Annotated in this window: 13 protein-coding genes; 8 read left to right on the top strand and 5 right to left on the bottom strand. The window is 64.7% G+C overall.

The annotated features are described in order from the left end of the window. Positions 1-29 precede the first annotated feature (29 nt). Positions 30-995 (top strand): N-acetyl-D-Glu racemase DgcA, encoded by a 966-nt coding sequence (gene dgcA / locus ACMUJL_RS09390; RefSeq protein WP_375568740.1) that lies wholly within the window; start codon positions 30-32, stop codon positions 993-995. Positions 996-1,026: 31 nt separating this feature from the next. After that, positions 1,027-1,887, top strand: coding sequence for a D-amino-acid transaminase (locus ACMUJL_RS09395; protein ID WP_375568738.1), 861 nt, complete (start codon positions 1,027-1,029; stop codon positions 1,885-1,887). 126 nt (positions 1,888-2,013) lie between these two features. Here the strand turns inward: ACMUJL_RS09395 and ACMUJL_RS09400 are convergent, their stop codons facing one another. Beyond that, positions 2,014-2,334, bottom strand: a complete 321-nt coding sequence (locus ACMUJL_RS09400; RefSeq protein WP_068293898.1) for a DUF1244 domain-containing protein — start codon at positions 2,332-2,334, stop codon at positions 2,014-2,016. A 20-nt stretch (positions 2,335-2,354) separates the two neighbouring features. Next, positions 2,355-3,095, bottom strand: a complete 741-nt coding sequence (locus tag ACMUJL_RS09405) for an N-formylglutamate amidohydrolase (RefSeq protein WP_068293901.1) — start codon at positions 3,093-3,095, stop codon at positions 2,355-2,357. 126 nt (positions 3,096-3,221) lie between these two features. On the opposite strand from ACMUJL_RS09405, the gene pyk reads away from it, so the two are divergent. The 6 genes from pyk to pheT all read left to right on the top strand — a co-directional run bounded on the left by pyk (position 3,222) and on the right by pheT (position 9,351). Then, positions 3,222-4,667 (top strand): pyruvate kinase, encoded by a 1,446-nt coding sequence (gene pyk / locus ACMUJL_RS09410; protein ID WP_068293904.1) that lies wholly within the window; start codon positions 3,222-3,224, stop codon positions 4,665-4,667. A gap of 47 nt (positions 4,668-4,714) precedes the next feature. Further along, the gene (locus ACMUJL_RS09415) at positions 4,715-4,936 is read left to right on the top strand and encodes a hypothetical protein (protein WP_068294387.1); all 222 of its coding nucleotides are present in this window, start codon (positions 4,715-4,717) and stop codon (positions 4,934-4,936) included. Positions 4,937-5,092: 156 nt separating this feature from the next. Continuing rightward, positions 5,093-5,293: a 50S ribosomal protein L35 gene (gene rpmI / locus ACMUJL_RS09420; protein WP_068294390.1), complete on the top strand. Its 201-nt coding sequence runs from the start codon at positions 5,093-5,095 to the stop codon at positions 5,291-5,293. A 12-nt stretch (positions 5,294-5,305) separates the two neighbouring features. After that, positions 5,306-5,668: a 50S ribosomal protein L20 gene (gene rplT / locus ACMUJL_RS09425; protein ID WP_068293908.1), complete on the top strand. Its 363-nt coding sequence runs from the start codon at positions 5,306-5,308 to the stop codon at positions 5,666-5,668. A 122-nt stretch (positions 5,669-5,790) separates the two neighbouring features. Continuing rightward, positions 5,791-6,864: a phenylalanine--tRNA ligase subunit alpha gene (gene pheS / locus ACMUJL_RS09430; RefSeq protein ID WP_375568734.1), complete on the top strand. Its 1,074-nt coding sequence runs from the start codon at positions 5,791-5,793 to the stop codon at positions 6,862-6,864. Positions 6,865-6,939: 75 nt separating this feature from the next. After that, positions 6,940-9,351 carry a phenylalanine--tRNA ligase subunit beta gene (pheT, locus tag ACMUJL_RS09435; protein ID WP_375568732.1) on the top strand — a complete coding sequence of 804 codons (2,412 nt, stop codon included), beginning with the start codon at positions 6,940-6,942 and terminating at the stop codon, positions 9,349-9,351. 72 nt (positions 9,352-9,423) lie between these two features. Here the strand turns inward: pheT and ACMUJL_RS09440 are convergent, their stop codons facing one another. From ACMUJL_RS09440 to ACMUJL_RS09450, 3 genes are read right to left on the bottom strand one after another with little or no spacing between them, the layout of a single operon-like run. Continuing rightward, positions 9,424-10,323: an NAD(P)-dependent oxidoreductase gene (locus tag ACMUJL_RS09440; RefSeq protein WP_068293919.1), complete on the bottom strand. Its 900-nt coding sequence runs from the start codon at positions 10,321-10,323 to the stop codon at positions 9,424-9,426. Next, the gene (locus ACMUJL_RS09445; RefSeq protein WP_375568729.1) at positions 10,323-11,894 is read right to left on the bottom strand and encodes a trimethylamine methyltransferase family protein; all 1,572 of its coding nucleotides are present in this window, start codon (positions 11,892-11,894) and stop codon (positions 10,323-10,325) included. Before ACMUJL_RS09445 ends, ACMUJL_RS09440 begins: the two co-directional genes overlap by 1 nt. After that, positions 11,891-14,335 carry a GcvT family protein gene (locus tag ACMUJL_RS09450; protein ID WP_068293920.1) on the bottom strand — a complete coding sequence of 815 codons (2,445 nt, stop codon included), beginning with the start codon at positions 14,333-14,335 and terminating at the stop codon, positions 11,891-11,893. The genes ACMUJL_RS09445 and ACMUJL_RS09450 overlap by 4 nt, the downstream gene beginning before the upstream one ends.

The following is a 14,335-nucleotide window of genomic DNA, read 5'->3' on the forward strand; positions in this document are numbered from 1 at the left end:
TTTTTGGCAAGAAGAAGCAGGAGGCGGTCATGCAGATCACGGTGACGCGCGATATCTTCAAGCTGGCGCAGGTCTTTACCATCAGCCGGGGATCGCGGACCGAGGCGAAGGTTCTGACGGTGCGGATCGCGCAAGGCGGCGTGACCGGCTGGGGCGAATGTGTGCCCTATGCCCGCTATGACGAGACGCTGGAGTCGGTGACGGCTGAGATCGAGGGGTTGCGCGGGCCGGTGACGCGGGCGGCGCTTTACGATCTTCTGCCAGCAGGGGCCGCGCGGAATGCGGTGGATTGCGCGCTGTGGGATCTGGAAGCGAAGCAGACGGGTCGCCGCGCCTGGGAACTGGCGGGTTTGGCGCGGCCGGGGCCGGAGATCACCGCCTATACGCTGTCCCTGGCCGAGCCTGCCGAGATGGAGGCGCAGGCGGCGAAACATGCGTTCCGGCCGCTGTTGAAGATCAAGCTGGGCACGCCCGATGACATGCCCCGGCTGGAGGCGGTGCGGCGCGGGGCCCCCAGGTCGACGATCATCGTGGATGCGAATGAGGGCTGGTCGGCTGCGGTCTATGCCGACCTGGCGCCGCACCTGGTGCGGCTGGGCGTGGCGCTGGTGGAACAACCCCTGCCCGGCACCGAGGATGAGGCGCTGATCGGGATGGACCGGCCTGTGCCCGTCTGTGCCGATGAAAGCTGCCACGACCGCGCGAGCCTGCCGCACCTGGCGGGTAAATACGACGTGGTGAACATCAAGCTGGACAAGACCGGCGGGCTGACCGAGGCGCTGGCGCTGCGCGATGCGGCCTTGGCGCAGGGTTACAAGGTGATGGTCGGCTGCATGGTCGGAAGTTCGCTTGCCATGGCGCCTGCGACACTTGTTGCGCAGGGCGCGATGGTGACGGATCTTGACGGGCCGCTTCTTCTGGCCGAAGACCGCGACACACCGCTTCGGTTCGACGAGGCGGGCGTGCATCCGCCCGAACCGGGCCTTTGGGGCTGATCCTTCGCGCCCCGCAGCAAGGAGACAAGACATGCGCACCGTCTATGTGAACGGAGAATACCTGCCCGAGACCGAGGCGAAGGTGTCGATCTTCGACCGCGGCTTTCTGATGGCCGATGGCGTCTATGAGGTGACATCCGTTCTGGGCGGCAAGCTGATCGACTTCGACGGGCACCTGGCGCGGCTGGAGCGGTCCCTGTCGGAGCTGGACATGGACAAGCCCGAGGGGTTCGACAACCTGCTGGAGATCCACCGCGAGCTGGTCCGGCTGAACGGGATCGAGGAGGGGATGATCTATCTGCAGGTCACGCGCGGTGCGCCGGGCGACCGGGATTTCGCGTTTCCCGACCCGGAGGTGACCAAGCCCACCCTGGTGCTGTTCACGCAGAACAAGCCGGGTCTGGCCGCGAACCCCGTGGCGCAGAAGGGGATCAAGGTCATCAGCATCGAGGATATCCGCTGGGGCCGGCGCGATATCAAGACGGTGCAACTTCTTTATCCGTCGATGGGCAAGATGATGGCCAAGAAGGCCGGTTGCGACGATGCATGGATGGTCGAGGATGGGGCGGTGACCGAGGGCACCAGCAACAATGCCTATATCGTCAAGGGCAACCGCATCATCACCCGCCAGTTGAGCAACGACATCCTGCACGGGATCACCCGCGCCGCCGTGCTGCGCTTCGCGCGCGAGGCGCAGATGGAAGTGGAGGAGCGCGCCTTCACGATCGCCGAGGCGCAGGATGCGGACGAAGCCTTCATCACGTCAGCCTCGACTTTCGTGATGCCGGTTGTGGAAATCGACGGGGCGAAGGTGGGCACCGGTGCGCCGGGCAAGGTGGCGGCACGGCTGCGCGAGATCTACCTGGACGAGAGCCTCAAGGCGGCTGTCTGAGGCATCGGCGCGCGCGGGGGCTTGCCCCCGCACCCCACCGTGGGGGCCTTGCCCCCACACCCCCAGGATATTTGCAGCAAGAAGAAACGCCAGCGAGACACGTCAGCAAGACAGGGGCGCCGGGGATTACTTCGGCGCTTTTTTCGTGACGTTCTCGGCGAAGGCCACGTCGAAGGCGGCTTTCTTTTCGGGACTGGCCTCGGTCTGGTTGCGGGCGCGCCAGTCTTCATAGGGCATGCCGTAGTAGATCTCGCGCGCCTGATCCTTGGTCATGTCGATGCCACGTTCGTTCGCGGCCTCCTGGTACCAGCGGCTGAGGCAGTTGCGGCAGAACCCCGCCAGGTTCATCATGTCGATATTCTGCACATCCGGGCGCTGCACCATCAGGTGATCGCGCAGGGCGCGGAATGCGGCTGCTTCCAGTTCGATGCGGGTCTGGTCGTCCATTCTGTTGCTCCTTGTGTGATTTACTGCCCGGTATCGGCCAGCGCCTGTTGCAGGATCGGGGCAAGGCGGGCGGCCCATGCCATCTGTTGGTCAGGGGTGGCGATCAGGTCGTTGCGGACCTCGATCAGGGCGTTCAGCCGTTCCCAGGCGATGGCGTGACGCGCGATGGCATCGCCGGGCAGGTGGCCGCCATAGGGCTCGTTCTCGCCGATGCACAGATCGGCCTCGGCCCGAAGGCGCGCCAGCAGCGGGCGGGCAAAGCGCGTATCGGCGGCGTAGAGCACGCCCACATGCCAGGGGCGCGGCGGGCGGCCCTGCAATTGCGGGGTGAAACTGTGGATGGAGACAATCACGGTGTCATCGCGCCGCGCGGCCAGTTCGGCCAACGCCGTGTGATACGGGCGGTAGCAGCGGTTCAGGCGCATCTCCAGCTCGTCGCGCCCCGCGTGGCGGTTGGCGGGGATGATCGTGCCATCGTAGAGCTTCATCAGCAGGGTCGGATCATCCTCGCCCCGGTTGGGATCGATCACCAGGCGCGAGAAATTCGACAGGATGGCGGGGCATCCCAGCGCATCGGCCAGCGCGCGAGTAACGCCGGCCGCGCCCACGTCATAGGCGATGTGACGTTCCATATCGCAGCGCGCCAGACCCAGATCGCCGCCATTGACGAAAGCGGGCACCGTATTGGCGGCGTGGTCACAGGTCACCAGCCAGCGCGATGCGCGGTCATGGCCGGTGATTTCGAAAGGCGCGTATGTCATGGGGCTGTCATTTCCTTTGTGGAAGACCTAGGACAGTTGGCGACGGAATGGAATTGCAGAGCGTTCGCAATTGCGCGATTGCTAGCGATAACATGCAGGATGCAGGCCAGAGATCGAGGAGACAGGATGAGACGGCACCGGAATGTGAAGATCGTGGCAACGCTGGGGCCTTCATCGAATGACTATGCGATGATCCGCGCCCTGCACGAGGCCGGTGCGGATGTGTTCCGTCTGAACATGAGCCACGGCACCCATGACGATATCCGTGCACGTCACGAGATCATCCGCCAGATCGAAAAGGATCTGGACAGCCCGATCGCCATCCTGGCGGATCTGCAGGGGCCGAAGCTGCGCGTGGGCAGTTTCGCCCGTGGCGAGGAAGAGTTGTCCGAGGGCGCGGCCTTCCGGCTGGATCTTGACCCGGCCGAGGGCGATGCGAGCCGGGTCTGCCTGCCCCATCCCGAGATTTTCGCGGCGCTGGAGCCGGGCGCGAACCTTCTGGTCAACGATGGCAAGATCCGCCTGACGGTGCAGAACTGCGGGCCGGATTTCGCGGATTGCACCGTGACTGTCGGCGGCACGATTTCGAACCGCAAGGGTGTGAACGTGCCCGATGTGGTGTTGCCGCTTGCGGCCTTGTCCGAGAAGGATCGCAAGGACCTGGAATTCGCCTGTGCGCTGGGGGTGGACTGGCTGGCGCTGTCCTTCGTGCAGCGCCCCGAAGATGTGATCGAAGCGCGTGAACTTGCCGCCGGACGCGCCGCGATCCTGTCGAAGATCGAAAAACCCAGTGCCGTGAAATGCTTTGACGACATCCTTGCCGTCAGTGACGGAATCATGGTGGCCCGCGGCGATCTGGGCGTGGAGCTGCCGGTGCAGAACGTGCCGCCGATCCAGAAACGCCTGGTCCGGCGCTGCCGGTCCGCGGCGAAACCGGTGATCGTGGCAACCCAGATGCTGGAATCGATGATCGAAAGCCCGATGCCGACCCGCGCCGAGGTATCCGATGTGGCAACAGCCATCTACGAGGGTGCGGATGCGATCATGCTGAGCGCGGAATCCGCAGCCGGACATTACCCGGTCGAGGCGGTCAGCACGATGAACAACGTGGCTGTCGAGGTGGAAAGCGATCCCACCTACCGCGAGGTGATCGAGGCCAGCCGCAAGGCGACCCGCACCAGCGTGGCCGACGGGATCGTGGCCGCCGCGCGCGAGATCGCCGAGACCACGGATATCAAGGTGATCTGCTGCTATACGCAATCAGGCACCACGGCCCTGCTGACGGCGCGCGAGCGCCCGCGCGTGCCCATCATCGCGATGACAAGCCTGCGCGGCACCGCACGGCGCCTGGCACTGACATGGGGCGTAAACTGCGTGATGACCGGGGCGCTGGACCGCTTCAAGATGGCCGTGGTCAATGCCGCGCGCGCCGCGCGCGCGCAGGGCTACGCCACCGAGTCCGACCAGATCCTGGTCATTGCGGGTGTGCCGTTCAACAAGGCCGGCACGACCAATATCCTTCGCGTCGCCCCCTGCGCGGAACGTTTGATTTTCGCCACTGATCCAGAGTAGTCTGACCCTGTACTTTTTATATGTTCATCATGGTTGGGGGCACGGCCATGGATACTGATCTTGCATTGGTCATCGGGCTTGTGGTGCTGGGATTGTCGGCGCCATCCATCGTCAGCGCCATCTCGGACGGGCGCGCGCCGCGCACGGCGATGTTGACGCTGGTCATCGGCGGGGGGCTTACGCTTTATGCCCTGACCCAGAAACCCGGCGGCTACCGGATCGACCAGGTGCCAGAAGTCTTCATCAAGGTGATTGCCGATTTCGTCTGACGGGCCGATGCCGGAAAGCGGCAAAGCGGCCTTTCATGGCGGCTTTGGGCTGGACAGCCTGCCCGATCCCTCGTATATCGCGCGCTCTTACTGCGGGACCGGCCAATGTGGCATGCCGAGTCGCGCGTGAACCGACCCAAAGTCAAGGAGACGGAAATGCCCAAGATGAAGACCAAGTCGAGCTGCAAGAAGCGGTTCAAAGTGACGGCGACAGGACGCATCCTGACCGCTCAGGCCGGCAAGCGCCATGGCATGATCAAGCGGCACAAGAAGTTCATCCGCAATGCACGCGGCACCACAGTCATGTCGGCACCTGATGAGAAGATCATCAAGTCGATGATGCCGTACGATCGTTAAGGAGAACCGAACATGTCTCGCGTCAAGAGCGGTGTAGTCACCCACGCCCGTCACAAGAAGATCATCAAGGCCGCAAAAGGTTATTATGGTCGTCGCAAGAACACCTTCCGCGTTGCCGCACAGGCCGTGGACAAGGCCAACCAGTACGCAACCCGCGACCGCCGCGCCCGCAAGCGGAACTTCCGCGCGCTGTGGATCCAGCGAATCAACGCCGGTGTGCGCGCATTCGATGAAACCATGACCTATTCGCGCTTCATCAACGGTCTGGCCCTGGCCGGCATCGAAGTGGACCGCAAGGTTCTGGCCGATCTGGCCGTGCACGAGCCCGAAGCCTTCGGTGCCATCGTCACACAGGCGAAGGCCGCGCTCGCGTAAGCCACTCCCCTACCGGAGTTGCAGATAAAGGAAGCCGCGGACCTGTTCAGGGTCTTGCGGCTTCTTGCATGAACGGGCCATGCCGTGCGGGGACTGGTCACAACAGCAAGGAACGCCATGTGATGAATGATCTGAAACGCAAATACCTGGACCTGATCGCAGGTGCCGCGGATGAGGCCAGCATCGAAGAGGTGCGCCTTGCCGCCTTGGGCAAGAAGGGCGAGTTGAGCCTGAAGATGCGCGAACTGGGCCAGATGAGCCCGGAAGAGCGGCAGATCGCAGGCCCCGCGCTGAACGCGCTGAAGGACGAGATCACGAGCGCGCTGTCCGCCAAGAAAGCCGCCCTGGGCGATGCCGCCCTGGACGAGCGTCTGCGCGCCGAATGGCTGGACGTGACCCTGCCGGGGCGGGGCCGCCGCGCGGGGACGATCCACCCGATTTCGCAGGTGTCCGAGGAAGTGGCGGCGATTTTCGCCGATATGGGTTTCTCGGTCGCGGAAGGCCCGCGCATCGACACCGACTGGTACAATTTCGACGCGCTGAACATCCCCTCGCATCACCCGGCGCGGGCCGAGATGGACACGTTCTACATGCATCGCGACGCGAATGATCCGCGCCCGCCGCATGTGTTGCGCACGCATACAAGCCCGGTGCAGATCCGGTCGATGGAGGCGCATGGCGCACCCATCCGCATCATCTGCCCCGGTGGCGTCTACCGCGCCGATTACGACCAGACCCATACGCCGATGTTCCATCAGGTCGAAGGCCTGGCGATCGACAAGGATATCTCGATGGCCAACCTGAAATGGTGCCTCGAGGAATTCGTGAAGGCGTTTTTCGAAGTGGACAACGTCGAGCTGCGCTTCCGCGCCTCGCATTTCCCGTTCACGGAACCGTCGGCCGAGGTCGATATCCGCTGCTCATGGGAAGGCGGCACGCTGAAGGTTGGCGAGGGCGATGACTGGCTGGAAATCCTGGGCAGCGGCATGGTGCATCCCAAGGTCCTGCAGGCGGGTGGGATCGATCCCGACAAGTGGCAGGGCTTTGCCTTCGGCATGGGCATCGACCGGATCGCGATGCTGAAATACGGCATCCCCGATCTGCGGGCATTCTTCGATTCAGACCTGCGCTGGCTGCGGCATTACGGCTTTGCATCGCTGGATCAGCCGACGCTGCATGGCGGCCTTTCGCGTTAATCATTGGGCGGGCGCTGCCCGCCACATCCAAGACACAGGTGGGTCCGATCCCACCGAACGAGACGGGACAGCAACATGAAATTCACCCTCTCCTGGCTGAAGGAACATCTCGAGACCACCGCCTCGGTGGATGAGATCACCTATGCACTGACCGATCTGGGGCTTGAGGTCGAAGGCGTGGAAAACCCCGCCGCCAAGCTGGCCGAATTCACCATCGGCAAGGTGATCCATGCCGAAAAGCACCCCGACGCCGACAAGCTGCGGGTCTGCAAGGTTCTGACCGATGAGGGCGAGACGCAGATCATCTGTGGCGCGCCCAATGCGCGCGAAGGGATCACCGTGGTGATCGCCAAGCCCGGTGTTTACGTGCCCGGCATCGACACGACCATCGGCGTGGGCAAGATCCGGGGCATCGAAAGCTTCGGCATGATGTGTTCCGAACGCGAGATGGAACTGTCGGAAGAACATGACGGCATCATCGAGTTGCCCAGCGGCGAGGTGGGCGAACGGTTCACCGACTGGCTGGCCAAGAATGACCCCGCCAAGGTCGACCCGGTGATCGAGATCGCGATCACCCCCAACCGTCCCGATGCGCTGGGTGTGCGCGGCATTGCCCGCGATCTGGCCGCACGCGGCCTTGGCACGCTAAAGCCTGCAAAAGAGGCCGAGATCAAGGGCAGCTTCCCCTGCCCCATCGGCGTCAGCATCGACGAGGATGCGCGCGTGGGCGGCTGCGAGGTTTTCGCCGGTCGTCTGATCCGTGGCGTGAAGAACGGCCCCAGCCCCGAGTGGCTGCAAACCCGGCTGCGCGACATCGGGCTGCGCCCGATTTCGGCACTGGTCGACATCACCAATTTCTTCACATTCGACCGCAACCGCCCGCTGCATGTCTTCGATGCGGACAAGGTGAAGGGCAACCTGCGCATTCATCGCACCTCGGGTGGCGAAACGCTGGTGGGCCTGGACGACAAGACCTACACGTTCGACGCGGGGCAGGTCGTGATTTCCGATGATGCAGGGATCGAATCCATCGCCGGCATCATGGGCGGGCTGTCCACGGGCTGTACCCATGACACGGTGAACGTGTTCCTTGAGGCGGCGGTCTGGGATACCGTACAGATCGCGATGACGGGCCGCGCGCTCAAGATCAATTCCGACGCGCGCTATCGCAACGAACGCGGGATTGATCCGGCCTTCAACATGGAAGCGGTCGATCTGGCGACGCAGATGATCCTTGATCTGTGCGGCGGTGAGGCGTCCGAGGTTGTGGTAGCGGGCCAGGTGCCTGACGTGGCCCGTGCCTACAAGCTGGATACGGCGCGGGTGCAGTCGCTGGTGGGCATGGACATCCCCGAAAGCGAACAGCGCCAGACCCTGACCAAACTGGGCTTCAAGCTGGAAGGCAACATGGCCCATGTGCCCAGCTGGCGCCCCGACATCCTTGGCGAGGCTGATCTGGTCGAGGAAGTGGCGCGTATCGCATCGCTGACCAAGCTGGTCGGCAAGCCGATGCCGCGTGCCCATGCAGGTGTGCCCAAACCGATCCTGTCGCTGGGCCAGCGGCGCGAGCAGATCGCGCGGCGCACGGTGGCGGCGCTGGGGTATAACGAATGCGTCAGCTACAGCTTCATCGATCAGGCGGCGGCCGCGCTGTTCGGTGGCGGCACGGATGCAACGATGCTGGCCAATCCGATCAGCGCCGACATGTCCCACATGCGCCCTGATCTGCTGGCCGGGCTGTTGCAGGCCGCAGCCCGCAACCAGGCACGCGGCTTTGCGGACCTTGCGCTGTTCGAGGTGGGCCATGCCTTCACCGGCGGCGAGCCGGGCGAACAGGTGGTGCAGGTCGCGGGCCTGTTGGTGGGTCGCACAGGCCCGCGCGATCCGCATGGGTCATCCCGCGCGGTCGATGTGTTCGACGCCAAATCCGATGCCGAGACGGTTCTGGCTGCCCTTGGCGCGCCCGAGCGGGTACAGATCCTGCGCAACGGTGCCGCGTGGTTCCATCCGGGGCGGCACGGGGTGATCAGCCTTGGCCCCAAGAACCCGCTGGCGGTTTTTGGCGAGGTGCATCCGAAGGTGCTGGCCGCGATGGATGTCAAAGGGCCTGCGGTGGCCTTCACCATCTGGCCCGCCGCCGTACCCGCGCCGCGCAAGACCGGCGCCACACGGCCCGCGCTGGTGATGCGCGATCTGCAGGCGGTGGAGCGTGATTTCGCCTTTGTCGTGGACAGCACGGTCGAGGCGCTGACCATCGTCAATGCCGCTTTGGGGGCGGACAAGGCGCTGATCGATCAGGTGCGCGTCTTCGACGAGTTCACCGGCGAGAAGGCCGAGGCGCAGATGGGTGCGGGCAAGAAATCCGTGGCGATCACCGTGCGGCTGCAGCCCACGGAAAAGACCCTGAAAGAGGCCGAGATCGAGGCAGTGGGGGCCAAGATCATCGAAAAGGTCGCCAAGGCCACCGGCGGCGCGCTGCGCGGCTGAACTTGATCCGCAACGAAAAACGCCGCCCCCTGATCCGGGGCGGCGTTGTTCATTTCATCATTCCGCGAATGCTCATTCCAACCGTGCCGGAAAGCCTTCGGCGCGCAGATCCGTGCCCAGCACATCCTCCAGCAGCTTGACGATCTGCGTCGATTGCGCCTCGCCGCCATAGGCCGCGCGCCCCTTGACGAAGGTCTGCTGCACCTGCCCCGCCAGATCCAGCGGCACGCCGAATTCCTGCCCGAAGCCCATGGCGAAACCCAGGTCCTTCAGGGCCAGATCCATGCTGAAGGCGATGTCATAGCTGCCGTTCAGGATCAGCTGACCTTCGGTTTCATGCACGAAGGATGTGCCCGAGGATGCCGAGATCGCCTCCCACGCGGTTTTCAGGTCAAGGCCTGCGCGTTTCGCAAGCATCAAGGCCTCGCCGTCGGCGACCAGATGGATGAAGGCCAGCATGTTGGTGATCACCTTGATCACCGCGGCCGACCCCAGCGGGCCGATGTGGAAGATGCGGTTGCCCATCGCCTGCAGGGCCGGGCGATGCGCCTCGAACACGGCGGCTTCGCCACCGGCCAGCACCGTGATCTCGCCCCGCGCGGCCAGATGCACGCCGCCTGTCACGGGGGCTTCCAGCACCTGCACACCCTGCGCCTGCGCCAGTGCCGCCAGCCGCAGGATATCGTCACGACCCAGCGTGGACATTTCGACCCAGGTCATGCCGGGGCGCATCACGGGCAGCATCTGGCGCAGCACCGCCTCGGATACCGCAGGCGACGGCAGGCAGGTCAGAACCGTGTCCGAGGCCGCTGCAACATCGGCGGCGCTATCGGCCCAGGTGGCACCTGCCGCCACCAGCCGATCCGCAAGGCTGCGGTCGCGGTCATGCACCGTGACGGCAAAGCCATGACGCAGCAGGCTTGCGGCCAGATGACCGCCCAGGTTGCCCAGTCCTACAAATCCCAAACGCATCATGCTGTCCTTCCGTTGAATGCGATCTGGAATCGCTTGCGTACTTCTGCGTCGACCGCCGGATCGATCAGTGATCCCGCCTGCGACAGGATACGGTCCATCCGCCCCCGCGCCTCGCGCAGCAGGTCGGGCTTGCCCGCCTCGGCCCATTCCTTGGGGCTCATCCGGTTGCCAATTTCGGGGTAGATGTATTCGGTTTGCATCAATGCCAGGGTCTGCGATGCGCCCAGGTAATGGCCCGGCCCTTCCAGGCAGACCTCGCGCATCGCCTGGATGCTGACGCTGTCCTCGGTGACGTCGATGCCGCGCACGCAACGCATCACCTGCCCCAGCATGTCATCGCCCAGAACCAGCGATTCAAGGCAGAAGCCCAGAAGCGAGGCATGCATGCCGACGGCCTCGTAGACCATGTTCAGGCCGGACAGGCCCGCCAGCACGTTGGAGATGCCCTGCTCCCAACCGGCCTGCATGTCGGGCAGCTTGCTGTCGGCGATGCCCGCCGCAGCCCCACCCGGCAGACGGTAGAACTGGTGCATCTGGGCGCAGCCCGCCGTCAGCAGCGCCTGTTCGGCGCTGCCGCCCGACATGGCGCCGGTGCGCAGATCGGACACGAAGGGCCAGGTGCCGAAGATCGCGGGATGGCCCGGCGCCATGGCGTTGACATAGACCACGCCTGCCAGGCATTCGGCGACTGCCTGCACGATGGCCAGCGCGATGGGCGCGGGTGCGGTGGCCCCGGCCTGACCGGCGGACAGCAGCAGCACGGGCATGCCCGCGCGGATGCAGGCTTCCATCGTCTGGCAGCTTTCCGTGGCGAATTTCATCGGCGGCACGACGAAGCAGTTGGAATTGCTGACGAAGGGGCGGGCGCGCCACGCGGCTTCGCCACCCGCGATCATATGCAGCAGATCAAAGCAGCCATCGACATGCGAGGGGTCCGAAAAGGACGTGCCCACATGTTTCTTGGTGCCCGCGCAGCAAGCATAGAGCGTGTTGATATCCATCTGGAAGTTGTCGACCACGTCACGGCAGACCATCGCGCGCTGAAAGAAATGCACATTGTCCAGATTCTGGGTCAGACGCGCGGCATCGTAGAGATCCTGCGCCGTGCTGTCGCGGTAGCTGTTGGTTTCCAGATCGACGACATGCACCGCGGCGCCTGCCGTGCCGAAATGCACGTTGCTGCCTGTCAGGTGCAGATCGTATTTCGCATCGCGCCCGAACAGGGTGATGTCGCGCGCGGCCAGCGCCAGCATGTCCTCGACCAGGGCGCGGGGAAAGCGCAACCGTCCGTCATCGCCAAGGATCGCCCCCGCCCGCGTCATGATCTCGATCCCGGACGGCGGGGCATCGGCAAGACCGATGGTTTCCAGCGCGTCCAGCGCGGCCAGGTGAATGCGCTGCATCCCCGCTTCGGTCAGGGGTCTGTATTGCCCGCCCGGCATGCCGGGGCGGACCGGGCGCATGCTGTCGGAAAGGGGCGCGCCCCTTGCTGCCACGCGGGCCGCCCGCCCACCACTGCGCCGCGCGCGCGACGGCGCGCAGCCGTCGTCCATCAAGGCCTCGCTCATGCTTTCATCCTTTCGCCCGTAGGGTCATACATGGGTGCCAGCGAGGGCCGCGCCGCATGACGTCGCCCCGCCACTTCGATTTCATAGGTAGAGGACAGCACCTCTTCCGCGCTTTGGCCGGCGCAGGGCACATAAGCCATGCCCACGGCACCGCCCAGCGCATGGCCGTAGTTGGCAGAGGTCACGATCGACACGATCTGGCCATCCCTGACCAGCGCCTCGTTATGGAACAGCATCGGTTCCGGGTCCTGCAGCAGGAATTGCACCATGCGGCGCGACAGCCCCGCCTCGCGCTTGCGCAGGACAGCGTCACGGCCGATGAAATCGCCCTTGCCCGTGCGAACCGCAAAGCCAAGCCCGGCCTCGAGCACATGATCTTCATCGGTGATGTCATGGCCCCAGTGGCGATAGGCCTTTTCGATGCGGCAGCTGTCCAGCGTGTGCAGGCCGCAGAGGGTGAGGCCCATGTCGGCGCCCGCCTCTTCCAGCGCCTCGAAGACATGGGCGGTCTGGTCGCTGCTGACGTACAGCTCCCACCCCAGTTCACCCACGTAGGACACGCGATGCGCGCGGGCGAGGCCAAGGCCGATCTCGATCTCGCGCGCGGTGCCGAAGGGATGGGTGTCATTGCCCATGTCGTCCGGGCTGACACGCGCCAGAAGATCGCGGGAGTTCGGCCCCATCAGGCAGAGCACGGATTCTGCCGCCGTGACATCGGTGATGACCGCGAAATCGTCGCCCAGGTGGCGACGCAGCCAGGCCAGATCGCGTTGCAGGGTCGCCCCCGGCACCACCAGAAGATAGGCGGTTTCGGTCAGGCGGGTGACGGTCAGATCGGATTCGATCCCGCCGCGATCATTCAGCATCTGGGTATAGACGATGCGGCCCGGTGCCACGTCCATGTCATTGGCGCAAAGGCGTTGCAGGAACGGCAGCGCCCCCGGCCCTTCGACCCGGATCTTGCCGAAGCTGGTCATGTCGAAAAGGCCCACGCCCTGCCGCACCGCCATATGTTCGGCGCGCTGGTTGTCGAACCAGTTCTGACGCCCCCAGTCGTAGCGGTATTCGCGTTCCTGCCCCGGTTTGGCGAACCAGTTGGCGCGTTCCCAGCCCGCAACCTCGCCAAAGACCGCGCCGCGTTCGGCCAGATGACCATGCAGCGGCGAGCGGCGCACGCCACGCGCGGTTTCCACCTGCCGGTAGGGGTAGTGATCGGCATAAAGCAGACCCAGCGTTTCGGTCACGCGTTCCTTCAGATAGCGGCGGTTGCGCTGGAAGGGTTGCGCGCGGCGGATGTCCACCTCCCACAGATCGAAGGGGGGCGCGCCTTCGGTGATCCAATGTGCCAGCGCCATGCCCGCCCCGCCCGAGGACACGATCCCGATCGAGTTGTATCCGGCGGCGATCCAGTAGCCGCGCTTTTCCGGGGCTTCGCCCAGATAGTAGCGGTCATCGGGTGTGAAGCTTTCGGGGCCGTTGAAGAAGGTGTGGATGCCTGCGGTCTGGAACAGTGGCATGCGGTGCATCGCGTGTTCAAGGATCGGCTGGAAATGGTCGAAATCCTCGGGCAGGCTGTCGAAGCAGAAATCCTCGGAGATGCCCTGCATCCCCCATGGTTTCGCGCGGGGTTCGAACGCGCCCAGCATCATCTTGCCCGCGTCTTCCTTGTAATAGGCGCATTCATCGGGCACGCGCAGCACCGGCAGGCGGCCAAGGCCTTCGACCGGTTCGGTCAGCAGGTAGAAATGTTCGCAGGCATGCAGCGGCAGGGTCACGCCCGAGGCCGCGGCCAGGTCGCGGCCCCACATGCCGCCGCAGTTGATCACCACATCGGCGGCGATATGGCCCTGACCCTCGGCGGTTTCCCAGTCAACGCCGGTCACGCGCGCGCCATCGTCGGTGACACGCGTGACCTTGACGCCTTCGACGATCCGCGCGCCGCGCATCCGCGCGCCCTTGGCCAGCGCCATGGCGATATTCGCGGGGTCGCATTGCCCATCCAGCGGCAGGTGGACGCCGCCCAGCACATCGCCCACGTTCAGATGCGGATACATGGCCTTGATCTCGGACGGCGAGATTTCGGCCACATCCACGTCAAAGGCGCGGGCCAGCGTGGCCTGGCGGCGCAATTCCTCGAGCCGGTGTTCGGTCAGCGCGACCGAAATCGATCCGGTCTGCTTCATGCCGGTGGCGACGCCTGTTTCAGCCTCGAGCTTGACGTAGAGATCGGCGGAGTATTTCGCCAGCCGGGTCATGTTCTGGCTGCCGCGCAACTGGCCGATCAGGCCGGCGGCATGCCATGTGGTGCCGCATGTCAGCTGCTTGCGTTCCAGCAGGATGATATCGGTCCAGCCCGCCTTGGCCAGGTGATAGGCGACCGAACAGCCCGATACCCCACCCCCGATGATCACGGCCTGCGCCTTGTTGGGAAGGTCCACCAT

The organism is Seohaeicola sp., assembly GCF_048006315.1.
Lineage (GTDB): Bacteria > Pseudomonadota > Alphaproteobacteria > Rhodobacterales > Rhodobacteraceae > Seohaeicola.

Coding starts and splice junctions, on each gene's coding strand:
- ACMUJL_RS09395 (WP_375568738.1), top strand. CDS start 1,027: ATGCGCACCGTCTATGTGAACGGAGAATACCTGCCCGAGACCGAGGCG.
- ACMUJL_RS09415 (WP_068294387.1), top strand. CDS start 4,715: ATGGATACTGATCTTGCATTGGTCATCGGGCTTGTGGTGCTGGGATTG.
- dgcA (WP_375568740.1), top strand. CDS start 30: ATGCAGATCACGGTGACGCGCGATATCTTCAAGCTGGCGCAGGTCTTT.
- rplT (WP_068293908.1), top strand. CDS start 5,306: ATGTCTCGCGTCAAGAGCGGTGTAGTCACCCACGCCCGTCACAAGAAG.
- ACMUJL_RS09440 (WP_068293919.1), bottom strand. CDS start 10,323: ATGCGTTTGGGATTTGTAGGACTGGGCAACCTGGGCGGTCATCTGGCC.
- pheS (WP_375568734.1), top strand. CDS start 5,791: ATGAATGATCTGAAACGCAAATACCTGGACCTGATCGCAGGTGCCGCG.
- rpmI (WP_068294390.1), top strand. CDS start 5,093: ATGCCCAAGATGAAGACCAAGTCGAGCTGCAAGAAGCGGTTCAAAGTG.
- ACMUJL_RS09400 (WP_068293898.1), bottom strand. CDS start 2,334: ATGGACGACCAGACCCGCATCGAACTGGAAGCAGCCGCATTCCGCGCC.
- pheT (WP_375568732.1), top strand. CDS start 6,940: ATGAAATTCACCCTCTCCTGGCTGAAGGAACATCTCGAGACCACCGCC.
- pyk (WP_068293904.1), top strand. CDS start 3,222: ATGAGACGGCACCGGAATGTGAAGATCGTGGCAACGCTGGGGCCTTCA.
- ACMUJL_RS09450 (WP_068293920.1), bottom strand. CDS start 14,335: ATGGTGGACCTTCCCAACAAGGCGCAGGCCGTGATCATCGGGGGTGGG.
- ACMUJL_RS09405 (WP_068293901.1), bottom strand. CDS start 3,095: ATGACATACGCGCCTTTCGAAATCACCGGCCATGACCGCGCATCGCGC.
- ACMUJL_RS09445 (WP_375568729.1), bottom strand. CDS start 11,894: ATGAGCGAGGCCTTGATGGACGACGGCTGCGCGCCGTCGCGCGCGCGG.